The following is a 15852-nucleotide window of genomic DNA, read 5'->3' as shown; positions in this document are numbered from 1 at the left end:
CGCTAGAAGTTCGCTTAAGTTTCCAAGTAGTGAGCTTAAGTCTCGTAGTTCGGAGGATAACTGACACTCAATGGCGGTTAAGCTGCCTTCAAACAAAGATAACGAGCGTAGAGTGACACAAACCTTCCGCTTAACTGGACAAAGTCACGCTAATTCGCCTTGCAGTGCTCTCTTGCTTCGCAAACCTGGACCCAAAAGGGACTTCTGGTTCCAGTCACCGAAAGGATGCGTTTCCGTCGTTGGAATTCGATGGGACCATCGGCCGAATTCTTCGGTTCTGGTGATGCGAGTTCACAGCTGACTCCGCCGGAATTTCTTAAGACTCAGATCGATGCTATGACTACCCATCGGCTTCGCGGAAAAGCCTGCAAGGAGACTTTATGTCTCGATCATGGTCTTCCTGATTTCATTGGTTCCTTACATCGTTCCTAAGTGTCAGAGGTGAGGCAGATCGTATGATTGATCACCTGTTCAAAGGACTTCCCACTGATGCTGCACACTGGTTCCGAAGACACCGAACTCCCGAAGCAAAAGATGCCTGATCATCTGGTTCACAACGAGCGACACAAGCTTGAGCAAAGCAGAGAGAAATCGAGGACTGCTCGGCAAACCGTTCAGATGTCGATCCGGATGGAGGAGGGGGCATATCTCCAGTTCAAGGCCATGTGCACTGCGTGTCGAGAAACCAACGGGGACATGGTTCAGTACCTGATGGAGTTCTACCTGCGAGCGAAGTGACAGAACTCTTAAGGGGAGGGGGTCTCACGGTTAAGCCAGTCCGAGGACCAGCTGCCGATCAACAAGACGCTCCATCGTAAGCGGGCCTTTATTCCTTGGTTCAATCCAGCCCCAAGATCGTAGCAGCGAAAAAGGGGATCTTAGGCCCGAAAAAAGCCTGTTCTCCTCAGATCGCAATCGCAAGAAGGCTGGTCACTATCGCCAACGCAATCGTCAAGACCAGCACACCTTGGCAGTTCCGGCCAGGCGATTAGGGTCATCATCAAGAACACTGACACGTAGGCCCATATGTGCGGCCTCGTCCTGCCTTAGACATTCATAATCGAGAGGATCGAGGCGAGCGAGGAGATGCCACTAGTATCTCACAGCCTCATGACTGACATCGATGCCGCGTTCGTGGAGCAAATCTTCCACATTGCGAAGAGATAGCGGGAAACGGACGTAAATCATAACCGCCAGTCGGATTATCTCGCGGCTCTTTCTAAAAAACGAAATGGGTTAGGTTTGGTCATTCAACGAGGCTACGAAACCGCCTTGCCCAGCTCAAGTTAGTTTCTTCTGACAGGGCCGACGTTGGGCTTTAGAGTAAATTACATTTAGATAAGAGCGCGCAATATGGCGGGCAGCATTTCAGGAAAAGAGCGTTTGAGACTGACTTCCTATGTAGCATTTTGAGTATGAGAATTTGCATTGCGAACTATGCATGTTCCGCTTATGTTCCAAAAGATACAAACTCAAGATCAGCTTCAGGTGGCGCATAATGGTTGACCAAATCGTCATCACAGAAAAGTCCAGCCAGGCAAAAGATGTCCGGGCGGCCGTTGGCTCAAGCTTCGGAACCATCCTCCCCGCAGAGGGGCATCTATTGGATCTCGAAGAGCCCGAGGACGCCATGCCAGAATGGAAGCGGTGGTCGCCCATTCTGTTACGCCCCAACGGTTTGTATGCCACCCGTCCAGCGAAGGGAGGCAACAAGGCTACGAAGCTCAAAGCGATCCGCGAGGCTCTGCGGTCTGCAAAAAAGGTCTGGCTTGCCACCGACTGCGACCGCGAGGGCCAACTGATCGGTCAAGAAATCCTCGAGCACTACGACTACCAAGGTGAGGTTGTGCGGGTTTTGTTTACCGCTCAAGATCCCCAGACAATCCGAGACGCGTTTCATAGAGCCCGCCCAAACCATGAATATGCCGGGCTCTACGCCGCAGCAGTCGCCCGGCGGCAGGCCGATCAGATCTACAACTTGTCGCTCACACGTACAGCAACCGTAACACTGGGCCGCGGCGCACGCGGTGTGATTGGCGTCGGGCGGGTCAAAACGCCGACCATGGCGATCGTGTGTAAGCGGGAGCTAGAAATAAGAGACTTCGTGCCCACGAATTATTTCGAGGTTGTTGCTACAGCATCCGTTGCCGGGGGGCACTTCAAGATGCGCCACGCGCCGAAAGAGCGCATTCTCAAGCTTCAAACGGCCGAAGACATTGTACGCAAGGCCGATGGCTTCAGCGGGCCACTCAGCGTCACCGTGGAAGACAAACGGCAGAGCCCGCCCAAACTGCATGACCTACCGTCGCTTCAAAAACTGTGCGCGTCTCGGTTTGGCTGGACCGCCTCGAAGACGCTGGATGTGGCTCAGGAGCTCTACGATGGACAGGGTAAAAAGGTCATCACCTATCCCCGTGCCGAGGTGCGCTACCTGCCTGAATCGCTGATCGCAGATGTACCTAAAATCATCGCAGGTCTTCAGGTTGGTCAGTCCTACAAGGATATGTCCGTGCCAGCACAGCCTATTATCCGCAAAGGTCCTAAAGGAGCGTTTCACGACAAAGCCGTCAAGGATGCCAGCCATCACGCCGTAATCCCCAACGCTAATACAATCGATACATTGAAAGATGTCTGGCCGCGGTTATCGGCTGATGAGAAAAAGTTGTTCGATGTGATCGCGCGGGCCTACCTCGCCGCCATCATGCCAGATTTTCGATTCCGGCAGACCGTTGCCTTGCTGGCAGTCCCGGGTGCTCCGTTTCGTGCCACCGGCAGGCAGCCATTGGATCTTGGCTGGCGAGCGGCCTTTCCTGATTGGGTTCCCACGAGTGAGAAATCTGACGATGCGCAGGTATTGCCCATGATGACAAACTGTGAGGCGGCTACCCTGCGTGATCCCAAGGTCGAGGCGAAAGAAACGCGTCCACCACCACGCTATAACGAGGGTTCGTTGATAGAAGCTATGCAGAATGCCTGGCGCTTCGTCGAAGACGCGCCGTTGCGCGAGCGTTTGAAAGACGCAAAAGGAATAGGAACACCCGCCACGCGGGCAGAAATCATTAACGGGCTTAAACGGCAGAAGTTTCTGACCAACCAAAGCAAGAACATTGTGCCGACTGAGACCGGGTTAGAACTCTTCGGCGTACTGAACCACGCAGATCCGACTTTGGTCGATCCCGGCGCAACAGCCCAGCTTGAGCAATTGCTCGACGATGTCGTCGCGGGCAAACAGCAGATGGGCGGCGCAATCGATGCAGTATGTCAGGTTGCAGATCGGATTATTACCAAGCTGAAGAGCGAAGCTCAGAGTGGCGACGGACCGATCCTCAAATCCCATGCGGCGAAAGGTGGTTCGGACCGCCCACCGACTGCGGCCATGAAACGCTTTGCCATGTCGCTTGCACGCGAGAAGCGGCTCCACCTGCCGCGGGGCTATGCAACATCAATTGACGTATGCAGGGCCTTTCTTGAGGCCCACGCCCCTAAAAAGCCAAAGGATGGATCAACTGCTTCGGGTGACAATCCGCCGAGCGCTGCTCAACTCGCCTATGCAAAGAACATTGCGCAAGCGGACGGGATTACGATCCCGGCGGCCGCAATGGCCAGTTCCACTGCCATGTCTAACTGGATTGAAAAGCAGCGCGGGAAAAAACGGGGCAAGGCCGGACCAAGCGCGTCCCGCAAGAAACGTAACGCCCAGGAAGACCAAGCGGATATGTCGTGAGACCGGAGGACCCGCCCTGTCAGTTTTAAGCTAAGCCGATCCGCCTTTTCAAATGCTTCTCGGTGCTCATCTTGAAGACGGCGTAGTTCGGCCTCGGCTTGCTGAGCGCTGCTGCGAGCGCGGCAGGTGCACCGCGTCGTTCTACATCTATGGATGACAGCACCTTTCACAGAGATTGACATCAGAACTGGCGATAACTACCTCTAATACTGCATTAAGATTGGGCTAGCACCCATACCAACCTGCCCACCCGGGCAAGGTGGTTTCTGAAAAGAGATGCGGCTCTTGAGGGCAAATGTACGGGGAGCGTTAATCCTCGAAAGTCAACGGATTGACGGTGTGGACCCATCAGACGTGTCGAGTGAAAAAGTCGCTGCTTATGAGGCAACGCATTACCAAGTGGGCTCTGGCACAGATGCCTTTGTGATGCGCGTCGGGAAGTTTTCAGCAAACCTGAACGCTTTGTTCGAAAGAAATGAGAAGGACTGCGCAATTTTTATTACCGCCTTCAATCCGCTGGGCGAAACTCAAGGAATAGAAGCCAACGAGGAGGCACAGTCCCGATTGTATGAACAACTGTGTGCCATCACTGAGGTTGTTATTGAAGGTGTAGGCGCCGACCCGACAGGTGCATGGCCGCCGGAAGCGAGCTACCTTGCACTTGGCGTCGACCAGAAGATGGCAGAACATCTAGGGCGCAGCTTTCGTCAAGACGTCGTGCTCTGGGCTGGTGCCGACGCTGTACCGAGATTACTCTTTCTTCGTTGACACGAGGTTTGGCTAACCAACTAGCTGGGGGGATTTGATCCAGATTGCCGCCCCCGACACTTCGTCGAACGCGGCTAAAAGGGAAACTGTCATGTCAATTAAAAACGGCCTATTTTCATCTGAATCTGTATCAGAGGGGCATCCTGATAAGCTAGCCGACAGGATTTCAGACCGCATATTGGATGCGTTCTTGGAGCGCGATCCAAACGCTAGGGTCGCTTGTGAAACCATGCTCGCTGACCAGTGTGTCGTCATTGCAGGTGAGTTCAAAACAAAACGCATTGAGGATTTTCAAGCTGTCCGAGAGACTGCGGTTGCCTTGGTGCGTGAAGTGCTTGAGGACACAGGCTATGACGAGGCGGCCACTGGCATTGACCCCAACCGATGCGAGGTGCAAGTTCGCTTCAACCGGCAATCACAGGATATCAATCAAGGAGTTGATCGCAGGGATGGTGTTCTTGGCGCAGGCGATCAGGGCTTGATGTTTGGGTATGCTTGTAATGACACGCCTGAGCTCATGCCCGCGCCGATTATGTTCGCGCACCGACTTATGCGTAGGCAGGCCGAGGTGCGAAAAGATGGCACTATTCCTTGGCTTCAGCCTGACGCTAAAGCTCAGGTGACATTTCGATATGTCAACGGGATGCCCACCGAAATTGAAGCTATCGTTCTCTCAACGCAGCATTCTGATGAAGTTGAGCTAGGTGACCTAAAGCAATCGGTTCTTGAGCATATCATCAACCCCATAGTTCCTGATGATATGCGCTCAAACGCGTTTCGAACTCTGATCAACCCCACTGGTCGCTTCGTTACTGGTGGACCGAAAGGCGATGTTGGACTCACAGGGCGTAAAATCATTGTCGATACATACGGAGGATCAGCGCCCCATGGGGGCGGGGCATTCTCCGGCAAAGACCCCTCAAAGGTCGACCGTTCTGCTGCGTATATGGCGCGTTTTTTGGCCAAGCAGGTTGTAGCACGCGGATGGGCAACTCGAGCCCAAGTGCAACTTGCCTACGCCATTGGCATCGCTGAACCAGTCAGTTTTGTCGTTGAGACATTTGGCACTGAACGCGATGCGCAGATGGATGCAACCCAAGAGCTTTCAGCGGAGTTTGATTTGCGCCCGGAAGGCATCATTGCAATGTTGGGTTTGAATAGACCGATTTACTATCCAACCGCAGCCTATGGGCACTTTGGTCGAAGCGATCTCCAGCTACCTTGGGAGGATATCTAATGTCGCGTCAGGTCGCATCTGTAGTTGAGGCAGACAACCCAAGCAATTCCACAGAAATTAGCGCCAGTGTGTCTGACACTTTGGCTCAGTCGATGTCGTTAGTCGTCCACGTCCCGCATGCGTCAACTTGGAGAGCCCCCATTGGGTGGTCCAAGTTAAGTGTTAGTGCATGATCGGCCTCTGGTCCATCGGGATGAAACTTTCTGGCGCGGGCGGGCGGTATCTCTACTGACAGAGAGCTGTCTTTCTATCGATTGGTCGAGGTGAAGAGGCCCCGAGAGCGCGTTAACCAGGACCAAAAAGACGAGATCGCTTTTCTTGTGTCTATCGGTGTTCCGGCTCGCGTTCTTCGACTGATCGAGCGCTGATGGTTTCTGCTAACGCTGCTGTGTTCAAGCTGTTCGCATAGGCTCCTGCAAAAAGTTGGTACGGTACCAAAATTTCCACTTGCTGGTACTTGCTTCCAAAGATGCTGAACATCGAGCCAAAACGGATGCGACATGGACAATCCTCCTGTCGCCTTCAGGTTACGGTCGAACCACCAATGGTCTCAACGCAGTGATGTCTGTAATCCAGAGCAAAGCCGTCATCCGACAAAAAAACTCGGATGACCGAGTCGAGCCCGAAGCAGACATGGTCCCACATCAATGCTCGCAGATGCAGCAATGTAATTTACCAAATCCATCATCTACGGCGCAGCGAGAAAAGCAGACATTCGTCGCGACCGCAGCGAATTTCACGGGGTCTATGACCGAGTTGCGGACGGAGCCGCAATTGGCTGCAGTTGGGCCAACGGCCGCTTTCGGCGCCTTGTACATGTGCTGGTAGAATTACTTTGAGTAATTCACTATTGTAAATGCGCCGTTTGAAGAGCTTGATGCATTATGAAATTCGATGAAAAAATCACTCAAATCATCACTTGGCTAGTAGCCGGCGCGCCTCCACCCGGCACGTTTGAGAACTTCGTTAGCGTGTTCTCGGAAAGACTACTTGCAGCGGGCGTTCCGATATCTTCCGTCGCGTTATACAAATATAATATACATCCAATATTTCCAGCCGAAGGCGTTATTTGGACCAAAAAAAAGGGGGGGTGGCAGATCCCTGTTTCCAATGACATGGTCCAGAGCGAAGCATTCCAGCGTGGACCACAGGCGAAGACGATACTCATGCAACGTATGCTCCGTTTCAGATTTGATGACGAAGAGGATGACAGTGGCGATCTAACCCTGAAAGGATACCGCGATGCAGGTTACACCGATCTCATTTGCCTGCCTTTGTTTAATATTGATGGATCTGTCTCCCGTTGCGTGTTTTTGGCGACGAAGACCGAGAAGGGGTTCGATGACGATATAGTCATGCAATTGCGCCGATTGCAGGCGCCTGTTGCCCGGGTTTGTGAGCACTTTGGCGACCGAAGCGATATGACGGTCTCCCTGACCACCTATTTGGGACAGGACATCGGCCGCAAAGTTATGGACGGAAAAATCCAACGCGGCGATGGGGAGACCATTTCTGCGGTCATATTGTTTGTGGACTTGGTGAGCTACACCGCAATGTCAAATTCGCGTTCGGGGACCGAAGTTCTAAAAGTGTTGAATGCATTTTATGAAATTATTGATGCTGCCGTGGTTGCTAACTACGGCGAAATTCTGAAATTCATTGGCGACGGAGCTTTGATTATCTTTCCAGTTGTCGACGATTTAACCGCTCTGGAAGCCGCTGCGCAAAATGCGTTGAATGCTGTTGCGAGGTCAAGAACAGGAGTTGAAAAACACCACAGTGACACGCCAATAGAATTTCGCGCCTCGCTTCACATTGGAGAAATTTTTTATGGCAATGTTGGTAGTCAAAACCGTCTTGATTTCACAGCGATTGGCCCGGCGGTCAATCTAGCGTCACGTTTGCTAGATCATGCAGTTAAATTGAATGCAAAGACGGTCTGCTCCCATGAGTTTCACACAATCACTGGAGACGTGACTGATGCTGGAATTAAATGTGATCTTAAGGGGTTCGATCAAGCCGTGCCAGTTTTCATCTTGGAGTAACCCCCGAAAACTGAATGCCCCTGCTTTTAAAAGCCGACACTCAGCCCTGCCGCATTGTCGGTCGAAATGGGCTCGAAGCGGTCTTGCGGCGATGCAGAGGGTCAAGTTTGAACCACGTCCCGAAAGCCGCCGTTCCCGAAATGCAGATGTTTCAACGATTTCAGCGGCGTGGCCCGATGCCCGGACATTCGCCGGTTGGAAGCGGTTGTTAGACGAACGGTGATGGAACGACGGCACCGAGCCCGAACCAGACGGGATTTACGGCGTGGATTTGCGATACAAATCCAATCGGCGTACGAACTATTTCAAGCTTTTCGCCGCGAGACCAATACGACTGATGTCGCGTGAGACTCCCGAACCAATCGTATAGCTTCCCTGAACGATGCCTAGGTATGGCGCTCGGATATTGTCGCGAAAGAACAAGTTTGCCTCACTTGTCTGCCCTGCCGCGAGCAAATCATAGAAGGTCTGAGACCCCTCGATTAATAGCTCCAATTCATCAACAAGAGATGCGAAGCGCTCGCGCTCATCATCCGAAAAGATCCCAGAACGGGAAGCGGTTCGGCGGAGCGCGGCAAGTTCGGGTTTGAAGCGGCCATAGATGTTGTTAACGCTATAGACGAACGTGGTTGTTGCAGCATTTTCGGGCCAGTTGGCTTGTTCCTCTGCCCAATCACCATGCTCGGAAAGCATGCCTATGCTTTCGATATAAACGATCCTGGCTGCAAGCCGTTCAAGTGAATTGAGGCTTGCCACAGCGGTGTGTCGGCGTCCAAGTTCAGCTATCAAGGACTTCGCGTCTTGCTCCTGTGAGAACGCTGCGGGCGCGATTAGGGCCCAAGACAGAGCAGCGCAACAAACGATCGTTCCGAACTTCATGCGCGGCACATTAACTTCCTAACACTCTTTTGAATAACCAAGTTTCTCAGAAAGCGGCAGGAAATCAATTCAACTGGCCGGATTTGATCTGCGAAAGGCCCTTCGGCCGGGGTCTGCTTCGTCCCGCATGTGAGACGTCCGTAACCGGCGCAGCGTACGACCGGTTTGGATTTCGGCCAATTTGTACGAGTCCAATGGCCGCTTTCGGGAAACGGTGCTGCGCCGCCGCATCTGGTTGAGAAATTTGATTGTCGCGCGTATGGAAGTTTCGCTGCATCAGCATCAGGCGGCTTCGTCTGCAACTCGGTCACTCGCCCAAGTCTTACGAACGTCCGCTCTTGGTAGAAGCCGCCATCGAGGTTGGGTGCCTGTTTATTGATCCTGACTAAGCAAGCTTACTAACTCGTCACCGACATCTCGCGTGCTTTGATTTGGCAATCCTGACATACAAAAGGACGGTGCCAGGATGCCTGGCACCGTCCAAGAAATCGCAGAACAGCTAGGTCAAGCGAGCTGAAGGTTCGTCGCGCTCTCCCGACCGTCACGGCCAGCTTCAACGTCAAATGTTACCTTTTGGTTGTCAGCTAGCCCGGTCAGGCCCGAACGTTCAACAGCGCTGATGTGTACAAACACATCGTTTCCGCCAGTTTCTGGTGCGATGAAGCCGAAGCCTTTCGTTGCGTTGAACCATTTCACGGTGCCATTGGCCATGTCCGTGGTCTCCTCTTGTAGTTGATGCCCGCGTGAGTGCGGCATCCCGGCGTAGTCAGTCTGGATCGATAGACTGAAGCCGGTTAACGAGAGACAGTTGGTCGAAAAAGATAACGTAAGCGCACGTGAGGATGGCAGTTCGGACTGTAGAGCGCAAGTAACTTGGCCAGCCTCTTGAAGTTCGGATTTATTGTGCGCCTGATGGTGCTAACAGCCCTTGGTTCAATTGAGCGAAAATGCAGATATCGAAGACGGACTTCATTCAGTACCTAGGCTGCCCAAAGTCCCTTTGGCTGCTGAAACACAAGCCTGACCAATACCCTCACGGCGAATTCTCCGACTACATGAAGAAGTTAACGGCTGAGGGCTATGAGGTAGAAGCATACGTTCGGCAGCTTCTGAAATCTCAGGCTGACGCGGGGACCTACTCTTTTCAGTCGATTTTCCAGACAGATCGCGGTTTGTACGCCAAAGCAGATGTTACGCGTGACAATGGCGATGGCACGATCAATCTCTACGAGGTGAAGTCCTCTACGAGCGTGAAATCAGACGGAAAGCACGACCAGATCAAAGATGCGGCATTTCAGAAGATCGTTGCCGAAGAGGCAGGTTGGAAGGTTGCAAGGGTCTTCATCGTACACCTCAACAAAGAGTACGTTCGGAAGGGTGACATCGATCCTAAGGCACTGCTCGTATTTGCGGAGGTGACGAGTGAAGTCGCAGAGGTAGAAGCCGAAACGCAGGTAGAAATCGATAATGCGGTCACTCTGTTGAGCCAACAAGGAATCGATGAGAGTTCGTGCTCGTGCCTAAGCCTGACGAAGACAAATCACTGCGATAGCTTTCGTTACTTCAATCCTGTTATCCCTTCGCCGTCGATCTACAGTTTGCCAAGGATCAGCAAAGCAAAGATCGCAGGATTTGTACGAAGCGTTTTCGCAGCGACGAGGTTCGTTGGGGATGAACCTACTTTGATGCCCCTCGGTCAAGCAGAAGGAGACTATGTATGAGCCGCATGTTGGTCTTCGGTAGTAGCGGCCTTCTTGGACGCGCACTAATGTCACGAATGTCCGTCAAGGCAGTCGGTACAAGCCTTACGAGAGAGGCAGAGGACCGTGTGAAGCTAGACGCTGTCAATGCTGAGGCTGTGCGCAATGTCATTGAGGAGGTAAAGCCCGAAATTGTTGTCAACCTTATCGCAGAAAGACGCCCCAAGTTCTGGGGAGATTTGGTTTCTTTACGCAAGGTGAACGTGGATACAGCAAGAAACGTAGCTGAAGCGGCAGCAATCTATGGCGCTGATCTAATCCATGTCTCAACTGATTATGTGTTCCCAAATGGCGGGCCCCATTCAGTTAATTCGCCACACCTACCGACCAATTCCTACGGATTTACAAAATCTGAAGCAGAAAGTGCGGTCCGCAGCGAAAACAGAGATGCGATAATCGTAAGAATGCCCGTGCTATATGGTAGCGTTGAACGCTTCGATGAGTGCAACCTATCGGAACTAGTCCATAGGCTTTATTGCGCTACGCAACCGGTTTCCCTGGACACCTGGGCCAAAAGACGGCCGACTCACGTTGCGGACGTTGCTGAAACGTTGGCTCAGATTGCAGACAACCCTCAAGCTTGGCGACATAGAAACATACACGTCAGCGCTAAGGGTTGGCATAGCCAATTCGAAATGGGTCGACTTGCCGCCCAATTGATCGGTATCGACTTCTCGATGCTAAATCCCGTTTCAAACGATAATCCCGAGCGCCCCCGTATGGTTGACCTGGAGTTGGATACGTACACTCCATTTCTCGATCGCTATCGGTCTCTTGAGCAAGGTTTGGCTGAAGTCTATGAGTCGTACGTCTCGGTTGGATAGTGCTATCGTAACTGGAAACCTGCCAGTTCTGGTCACTGGCTCAAGTGGCTTCATTGGTGGGTCGATATCAAACGAGTTGAAGCGATCAGGTGTTGCTGTGGTCACGCTTGATGTAAACGGAACACCAGACATCAAAGCAGACGCAGCAGATCCGGCGGTTCTAGCGGATGTGCGGCGAGGCGCATATTCCGCTGTTGTTCATCAAGCCGGTATCTCGAATACTCTCGAAAAAGATGAAGAACTTCTTTACCAGCACAATACCGCAAAGCCTCTCGCAATTGCAGATGCTTGTTCCAGTTCCGCTACACTATTCATCTACGCTTCTTCGTTTAGCGTATATGGAGCAACCGGAAGAAGGCCCTTAAGAGAAAGTGATCTTTCAACTACCACTGGCCCACTGAACGCCTATGCACGCTCCAAGTTGCTGTTGGATGAGAGAATGTCTTGTAGGTTTGGGGGTGGGAACTGGATTGGCTTAAGGTACACAAATGTGTTTGGGCCTAGAGAACCCATATCCGGTCGAATGGCTTCCGTAATTTCACGATGGCTTTGTAATTCGGCTCGACGAGAACCAATAGAGATTTTTGAGGGTACGGAAGATTCAGGAAGAGATTTTGTTGAAGTGCACAGAATTGCTCGCGTCATACTTCGTCGCATTCTCGACGATAGCAAAGACTCGGCTCGAGGCGTCTTCAATATGGGTTCGGGAACGACAGTTACATTTGGCGAGCTCCTGAATTGGTGTAGGGAATTCGCGGGAGAAGCCATCAAGGTACGTACAGTTCCATTCCACATCGGCGAACAGTACCAGCATTGGACAAGCGTCGACATGGGTTTACTTGCGCAACACTACCCGGACCAGACGGTTTCTGACAAAGAATCGCTGAAAGAATATGCGCGATACTGTTGGGCTAGCCACAAGTGATCTTCGGTGATCCAACGTAGAACTCATATCGCTTAGATGTTTTTAGCCAGGTCGATCTCTGATCGGAGCGCTGGCTAGTCGTTGTGAGAGTCGATAAAAAGGCATGACAGTCTTGAGGATAATCGGGCTTTATGTTTACTTTTTGCATTTAATTCTTGCTTCCGCTACCGCGAACTCAACAAGCGCAGCAAGGTCATCACCAGGGTTGTATAGGTACCCATCGATGCCAGCTGCTTCGGCAGCAGCGATATCGCTACTCTTGTCTCCAACTAAGAATGACATTGCTCGTGCGTTTGGGTCGGAAGGAAGGTTTCGAAGAATCATACCTGGATTAGGTTTTCTATCTGGATGATTTGAAGCACGATATTCAGCGACCTTCGCATCTTTATGGAATGGACAAAACTCAAAGGCAGATATCACTGCTCCTACAGATGAGGCATTGTGCGACATCGCGCTATGAAAGGCGTGCACATCTTCTTCCTTGCAGAAACCACGCGCTACAGCGGACTGGTTGGTAACAACGATACTTCGCCATCCCTGAGAAACAAGTGACCGGAGTGCTTCAAAAGCGCCTGGCTGCCAACGAATGCGCGTCGCATCGAAAGCATACTGCTGATCTTCGATAAGCGTTCCATCGCGATCAAAAAATGCAACTGGTGAACTCAAAATATCGGAACCTCCGTTTCGAAATTCACAACCATTCGAAGCTACCTGGTCGTGAAACTGAACTCCGTCGGATACTGGAAACTGCTTTCTGGGATGCCACCGGTGAAGCCTTATCGTTTTGCGACACAGTGGTTGTCGAAAGATTTTCCCACGGCGGCATGTCGAGTGGGGGAGTAAGTGGAGATTTCTGGCGGTGCAAAGGGTTTCCGCTTGTAATCGAACGCTACAGAGATGCACTGAGCCAGAAGTGAGGCACATTCTGTTGGAGGGTTGGATGAGGGCTGCCGATCACAGAAACCTGAGATGCATGGTGTCTGAAAATTACATTCGGGGGTCTTTTGGTCGGAATGGGGCAGGTGCTCAAGAGAAGCCTGAAGACAGCCAGCTATCCTCTTTGAGGTCGTAGATCACCAGTATTGCTTCTTAACGCCGAGCATGAAGAGAGCTATTTCGACATCTGCAACCTCTTCAAACTCGCAGTCATTTTTTACCGCTGAAAGCACATCGCAAAACAAGCAGTAAACTTCCGTGATCTTCCTCGCCCTTATCTCAGGACTGGCTCCGACATAGTCTTGATATGGTCGCCCCGCAGATTTTGCTCCCAGCGTTGGAAATATGCGGCGACCTTCAATTTCGATCTTTCTTAAGGCAAGCGATACCCGGGAGTCGTAGATGGCATAGGACTGCTGGTCGAGAAAACATATCCACTTGGAGACACGTGCAATTCCAATGTACGGGAATGTCAGGACATGGACCAAAGTCGACCGCATCTCATCGCGGTCTGTCCTATCACGCCATGCAGCAAGCATTGTAAGAAGATCATCTATGTATGGTTTATCGTAGATGTATCTCTGCCTACGATTCAGGTCTTGTCCGCCAAAACCCCACTTATGAACATTCCTCAGATGTTCTGTAGCCTCTGCTGACGATAGACCTTGGTTGCTCCAAGAGGCGAAACTGGCAGCGGTTTCAGTTCTTTTCCTCAAAGTCTGCTCGGAAGTTGCGGATTCTGGCCATCGATAATCTTGGCTCGCTGCTACCAGATCGGGGGCAGGGAAGAGTTCTTGAAATTGTCCACAGATATCATCAAACTTTGCGGGCTGATGAAGCGCAAGTTCAGAAAGTAGCATGCAAAATCCTTCTCGCTGGGGGAGCTTTACGGTTCGCTCGACTAGACGACCGACATGACCTTTTCCCAAAAATCTGGACGTTCTTCCTCCAGGTGTCCGTTTTCGTTCATCGCGTCATAAACGTCACCGACAATACGACTGATCCCCGGATCACTTTCTTGCAGTTTGGTATCGGACACTCTTTCGTCATCGACGATCGCTTCCACGAGAGGGACGAATACGTCGTCTGGTGCTCCGTACCAAATCTCGCTGCCAAACTTGCTAGAGGTATCCACGCCTTTCTTGGACAGGAATGCCCTCAACTTCTCGTCAAATACCTCGCCAGCGTATGTCTCGTCCTCCTTTCGGGCTGCATGCATAACTGAACTCACCAACTCCTTTGCAAAATCTGTAAACTCATTGCTTTGCGTTGCCGCACTTTCCGGGGCGGCTGACTTAGCAGTCGGCTCGATGATCTCGGGACCGGCTGCTACAGCTGCTGGCGGACTGTCAGAAGCTTGGGGTGCTGGCATGTCTCTATGTTCTCCGGCCGTCTTGAGGCCAATTGGGCGTCCAGTGATCAGAATGGTGAGCGCATCCACGATAACGAACAGTAGAACGATCATTATCGGTATGGGTGTCGTGGCTCCTAGAATGAATGCTGCGATGCTAGCAACGCAAATGGCAAGCCCAGAGAGTTTTGCTCCGATCCAAAAGCGGTGAACGCCAAACACTCCCAGGACTAGACAGAGAGCAAAAAGAAAGACTCGCTGCATCACGCGCCCCCAAGTAACGTATTAATTTTTTTGGGGTCTTTCCCCTCGAAATGAAAAGATCACTTCCAAACTGATTAGTCTAGACGGATTCACGTCTGAAGAGTTGGGAGAGATGCTCAAATGGTAGTTTTTCAGTCATCAGCGAGTTGCATCAGGCTGCATTAGCTTAGCATGGATTTCCAAGAATACTGACTAAGTTCTCCCTGGTATCCTGTATGTGCTGGACCGGTAAACCCGACATGAAAAAAGGACGGCGCCAGCGTTCCTGGCACCGTCCCGGAAATCGTAAGCAGCTAGGTCAGGCGAGCTGAAGGTTTGTCGCGCTCTCCCGACCGTCACGGCCTGCTTCGACGTCAAATGTGACCTTTTGGTTGTCAGCCAGGCCGGTCAGCCCCGCACGCTCAACGGCGCTGATGTGTACGAACACATCCTTTCCGCCAGTGTCTGGTGCGATGAAGCCGAAGCCTTTGGTGGTGTTGAACCATTTCACGGTGCCATTGGCCATATCCGTAGTCTCCTCTTGTAGTTGATGCCCGCATGAGTGCGGCATCCCGGCGTAGTCGGTCTGGATCGATAGACTGAAGCCGGTTAACGAGAGACAGTTGGTCGAAAAAGATAACGTTAGCGGACGTGAGGATGGCAGTTCGGACTTTAGAGCGCAAGTAACTTGGCCAGCCTCTTGAAGTTGGGATTTTTTGTGCGCCTGATGGTGCCGGCGACTGGGAGCAATGCCTCTTGGATGAGTGTGGAATGTGGTTCGATGATCATCTTCTTAGAGGCGGTGCGATGCGTCCCTTTGATATCGAAGACTTGGTCTCATTTTGGACCTCGAAGGGTCTCAAGCCAATGAAGAGCGGCAAGGGAAAAAAGTTTTGGAATGAGCTTTGCGTTGTTGAGGCAATGTCCAACGTGCCGACGTTACCATGTGATTGGATAGAGGTCTCAGAAGATGGGACTCATGCTTGGTTAAAAGGGTCGCCTCCCGGCGCCATTGTCGTGCCGAATTATTATCTGGACCTGTCACGGTTTGATGCCGCTCCTTTGATAGCATTTATTGCAGCAAAGGAGACGAACTATGGGAACGAAACGGACGGACGAATTCCGCGCTGATGCGGTGCGGATCGCGCTGACGAGCGGGC

15 protein-coding genes, 1 pseudogene and 1 riboswitch are annotated in these 15852 nt (G+C 51.9%); of the genes and pseudogenes, 9 read left to right on the top strand and 7 right to left on the bottom strand.

What is annotated here, in order from left to right:
* Positions 1-1101: 1101 nt before the first annotated feature.
* Positions 1102-1250, bottom strand: a pseudogene (locus GV827_RS23760) (IS6 family transposase); the annotation flags it as partial.
* A gap of 248 nt (positions 1251-1498) precedes the next feature.
* Here GV827_RS23760 and GV827_RS21360 point away from each other — a divergent pair.
* From GV827_RS21360 to GV827_RS21340, 5 genes are all read left to right on the top strand, one after another.
* Positions 1499-3724 (top strand): type IA DNA topoisomerase, encoded by a 2226-nt coding sequence (locus GV827_RS21360; RefSeq protein ID WP_164356024.1) that lies wholly within the window; start codon positions 1499-1501, stop codon positions 3722-3724.
* Between the two features lie 206 nt (positions 3725-3930).
* Positions 3931-4033, top strand: a riboswitch (SAM-I-IV-variant riboswitch).
* 30 nt (positions 4034-4063) lie between these two features.
* Complete coding sequence (locus GV827_RS21355; RefSeq protein WP_164356022.1) at positions 4064-4492, top strand: DUF3293 domain-containing protein; 429 nt, start codon at positions 4064-4066, stop codon at positions 4490-4492.
* A gap of 91 nt (positions 4493-4583) precedes the next feature.
* The gene (metK, locus tag GV827_RS21350; protein ID WP_164356019.1) at positions 4584-5729 is read left to right on the top strand and encodes a methionine adenosyltransferase; all 1146 of its coding nucleotides are present in this window, start codon (positions 4584-4586) and stop codon (positions 5727-5729) included.
* Positions 5730-5932: 203 nt separating this feature from the next.
* Positions 5933-6097, top strand: a complete 165-nt coding sequence (locus GV827_RS24150; protein ID WP_408056275.1) for a VRR-NUC domain-containing protein — start codon at positions 5933-5935, stop codon at positions 6095-6097.
* A gap of 516 nt (positions 6098-6613) precedes the next feature.
* Positions 6614-7774: an adenylate/guanylate cyclase domain-containing protein gene (locus GV827_RS21340; RefSeq protein WP_164356015.1), complete on the top strand. Its 1161-nt coding sequence runs from the start codon at positions 6614-6616 to the stop codon at positions 7772-7774.
* Between the two features lie 300 nt (positions 7775-8074).
* Here the strand turns inward: GV827_RS21340 and GV827_RS21335 are convergent, their stop codons facing one another.
* Together GV827_RS21335 and GV827_RS21330 are read right to left on the bottom strand one after the other, a co-directional pair.
* On the bottom strand, positions 8075-8653 hold the full coding sequence (locus tag GV827_RS21335) for a hypothetical protein (protein WP_164356013.1): 579 nt from the start codon (positions 8651-8653) through the stop codon (positions 8075-8077).
* Between the two features lie 504 nt (positions 8654-9157).
* On the bottom strand, positions 9158-9364 hold the full coding sequence (locus tag GV827_RS21330) for a cold-shock protein (RefSeq protein WP_164356011.1): 207 nt from the start codon (positions 9362-9364) through the stop codon (positions 9158-9160).
* Positions 9365-9708: 344 nt separating this feature from the next.
* On the opposite strand from GV827_RS21330, the gene GV827_RS21325 reads away from it, so the two are divergent.
* The 3 genes from GV827_RS21325 to GV827_RS21315 are packed head-to-tail and all read left to right on the top strand — an operon-like array spanning position 9709 to position 12162.
* Positions 9709-10374 (top strand): hypothetical protein, encoded by a 666-nt coding sequence (locus tag GV827_RS21325; protein ID WP_164356009.1) that lies wholly within the window; start codon positions 9709-9711, stop codon positions 10372-10374.
* Positions 10371-11237 (top strand): sugar nucleotide-binding protein, encoded by an 867-nt coding sequence (locus tag GV827_RS21320; RefSeq protein WP_164356007.1) that lies wholly within the window; start codon positions 10371-10373, stop codon positions 11235-11237. Before GV827_RS21325 ends, GV827_RS21320 begins: the two co-directional genes overlap by 4 nt.
* Positions 11230-12162 carry an NAD-dependent epimerase/dehydratase family protein gene (locus tag GV827_RS21315; RefSeq protein WP_204326026.1) on the top strand — a complete coding sequence of 311 codons (933 nt, stop codon included), beginning with the start codon at positions 11230-11232 and terminating at the stop codon, positions 12160-12162. Before GV827_RS21320 ends, GV827_RS21315 begins: the two co-directional genes overlap by 8 nt.
* A gap of 135 nt (positions 12163-12297) precedes the next feature.
* Here GV827_RS21315 and GV827_RS21310 read toward each other — a convergent pair whose 3' ends face one another.
* From GV827_RS21310 to GV827_RS21295, 4 genes are all read right to left on the bottom strand, one after another.
* A complete protein-coding gene (locus GV827_RS21310) occupies positions 12298-12828 on the bottom strand; it encodes a D-glycero-alpha-D-manno-heptose-1,7-bisphosphate 7-phosphatase (RefSeq protein WP_164356003.1) in 531 nt (176 codons plus the stop codon).
* Positions 12829-13235: 407 nt separating this feature from the next.
* Positions 13236-13958, bottom strand: a complete 723-nt coding sequence (locus GV827_RS21305) for an 8-oxoguanine DNA glycosylase OGG fold protein (protein ID WP_164356001.1) — start codon at positions 13956-13958, stop codon at positions 13236-13238.
* 41 nt (positions 13959-13999) lie between these two features.
* On the bottom strand, positions 14000-14563 hold the full coding sequence (locus tag GV827_RS21300; RefSeq protein WP_164355999.1) for a hypothetical protein: 564 nt from the start codon (positions 14561-14563) through the stop codon (positions 14000-14002).
* Positions 14564-15011: 448 nt separating this feature from the next.
* A complete protein-coding gene (locus GV827_RS21295) occupies positions 15012-15218 on the bottom strand; it encodes a cold-shock protein (protein ID WP_164355998.1) in 207 nt (68 codons plus the stop codon).
* A 245-nt stretch (positions 15219-15463) separates the two neighbouring features.
* Here GV827_RS21295 and GV827_RS21290 point away from each other — a divergent pair, with 245 nt between their 5' ends.
* Positions 15464-15823, top strand: a complete 360-nt coding sequence (locus GV827_RS21290; protein WP_164355996.1) for a hypothetical protein — start codon at positions 15464-15466, stop codon at positions 15821-15823.
* Positions 15824-15852: the final 29 nt, after the last annotated feature.

Source organism: Sulfitobacter sediminilitoris, assembly GCF_010667575.1.
GTDB classification, from domain to species: Bacteria; Pseudomonadota; Alphaproteobacteria; order Rhodobacterales; family Rhodobacteraceae; genus Sulfitobacter; species Sulfitobacter sediminilitoris.
The sequence above is the reverse complement of the archived record's forward strand: the minus strand, read 5'-3'. Positions and strand labels throughout refer to the sequence as shown.

Coding starts and splice junctions, on each gene's coding strand:
- GV827_RS21360 (WP_164356024.1), top strand. CDS start 1,499: ATGGTTGACCAAATCGTCATCACAGAAAAGTCCAGCCAGGCAAAAGAT.
- metK (WP_164356019.1), top strand. CDS start 4,584: ATGTCAATTAAAAACGGCCTATTTTCATCTGAATCTGTATCAGAGGGG.
- GV827_RS21340 (WP_164356015.1), top strand. CDS start 6,614: ATGAAATTCGATGAAAAAATCACTCAAATCATCACTTGGCTAGTAGCC.
- GV827_RS21335 (WP_164356013.1), bottom strand. CDS start 8,653: ATGAAGTTCGGAACGATCGTTTGTTGCGCTGCTCTGTCTTGGGCCCTA.
- GV827_RS21330 (WP_164356011.1), bottom strand. CDS start 9,364: ATGGCCAATGGCACCGTGAAATGGTTCAACGCAACGAAAGGCTTCGGC.
- GV827_RS21325 (WP_164356009.1), top strand. CDS start 9,709: ATGAAGAAGTTAACGGCTGAGGGCTATGAGGTAGAAGCATACGTTCGG.
- GV827_RS21320 (WP_164356007.1), top strand. CDS start 10,371: ATGAGCCGCATGTTGGTCTTCGGTAGTAGCGGCCTTCTTGGACGCGCA.
- GV827_RS21305 (WP_164356001.1), bottom strand. CDS start 13,958: ATGCTACTTTCTGAACTTGCGCTTCATCAGCCCGCAAAGTTTGATGAT.
- GV827_RS21300 (WP_164355999.1), bottom strand. CDS start 14,563: ATGATCGTTCTACTGTTCGTTATCGTGGATGCGCTCACCATTCTGATC.
- GV827_RS21295 (WP_164355998.1), bottom strand. CDS start 15,218: ATGGCCAATGGCACCGTGAAATGGTTCAACACCACCAAAGGCTTCGGC.
- GV827_RS21290 (WP_164355996.1), top strand. CDS start 15,464: ATGTGGTTCGATGATCATCTTCTTAGAGGCGGTGCGATGCGTCCCTTT.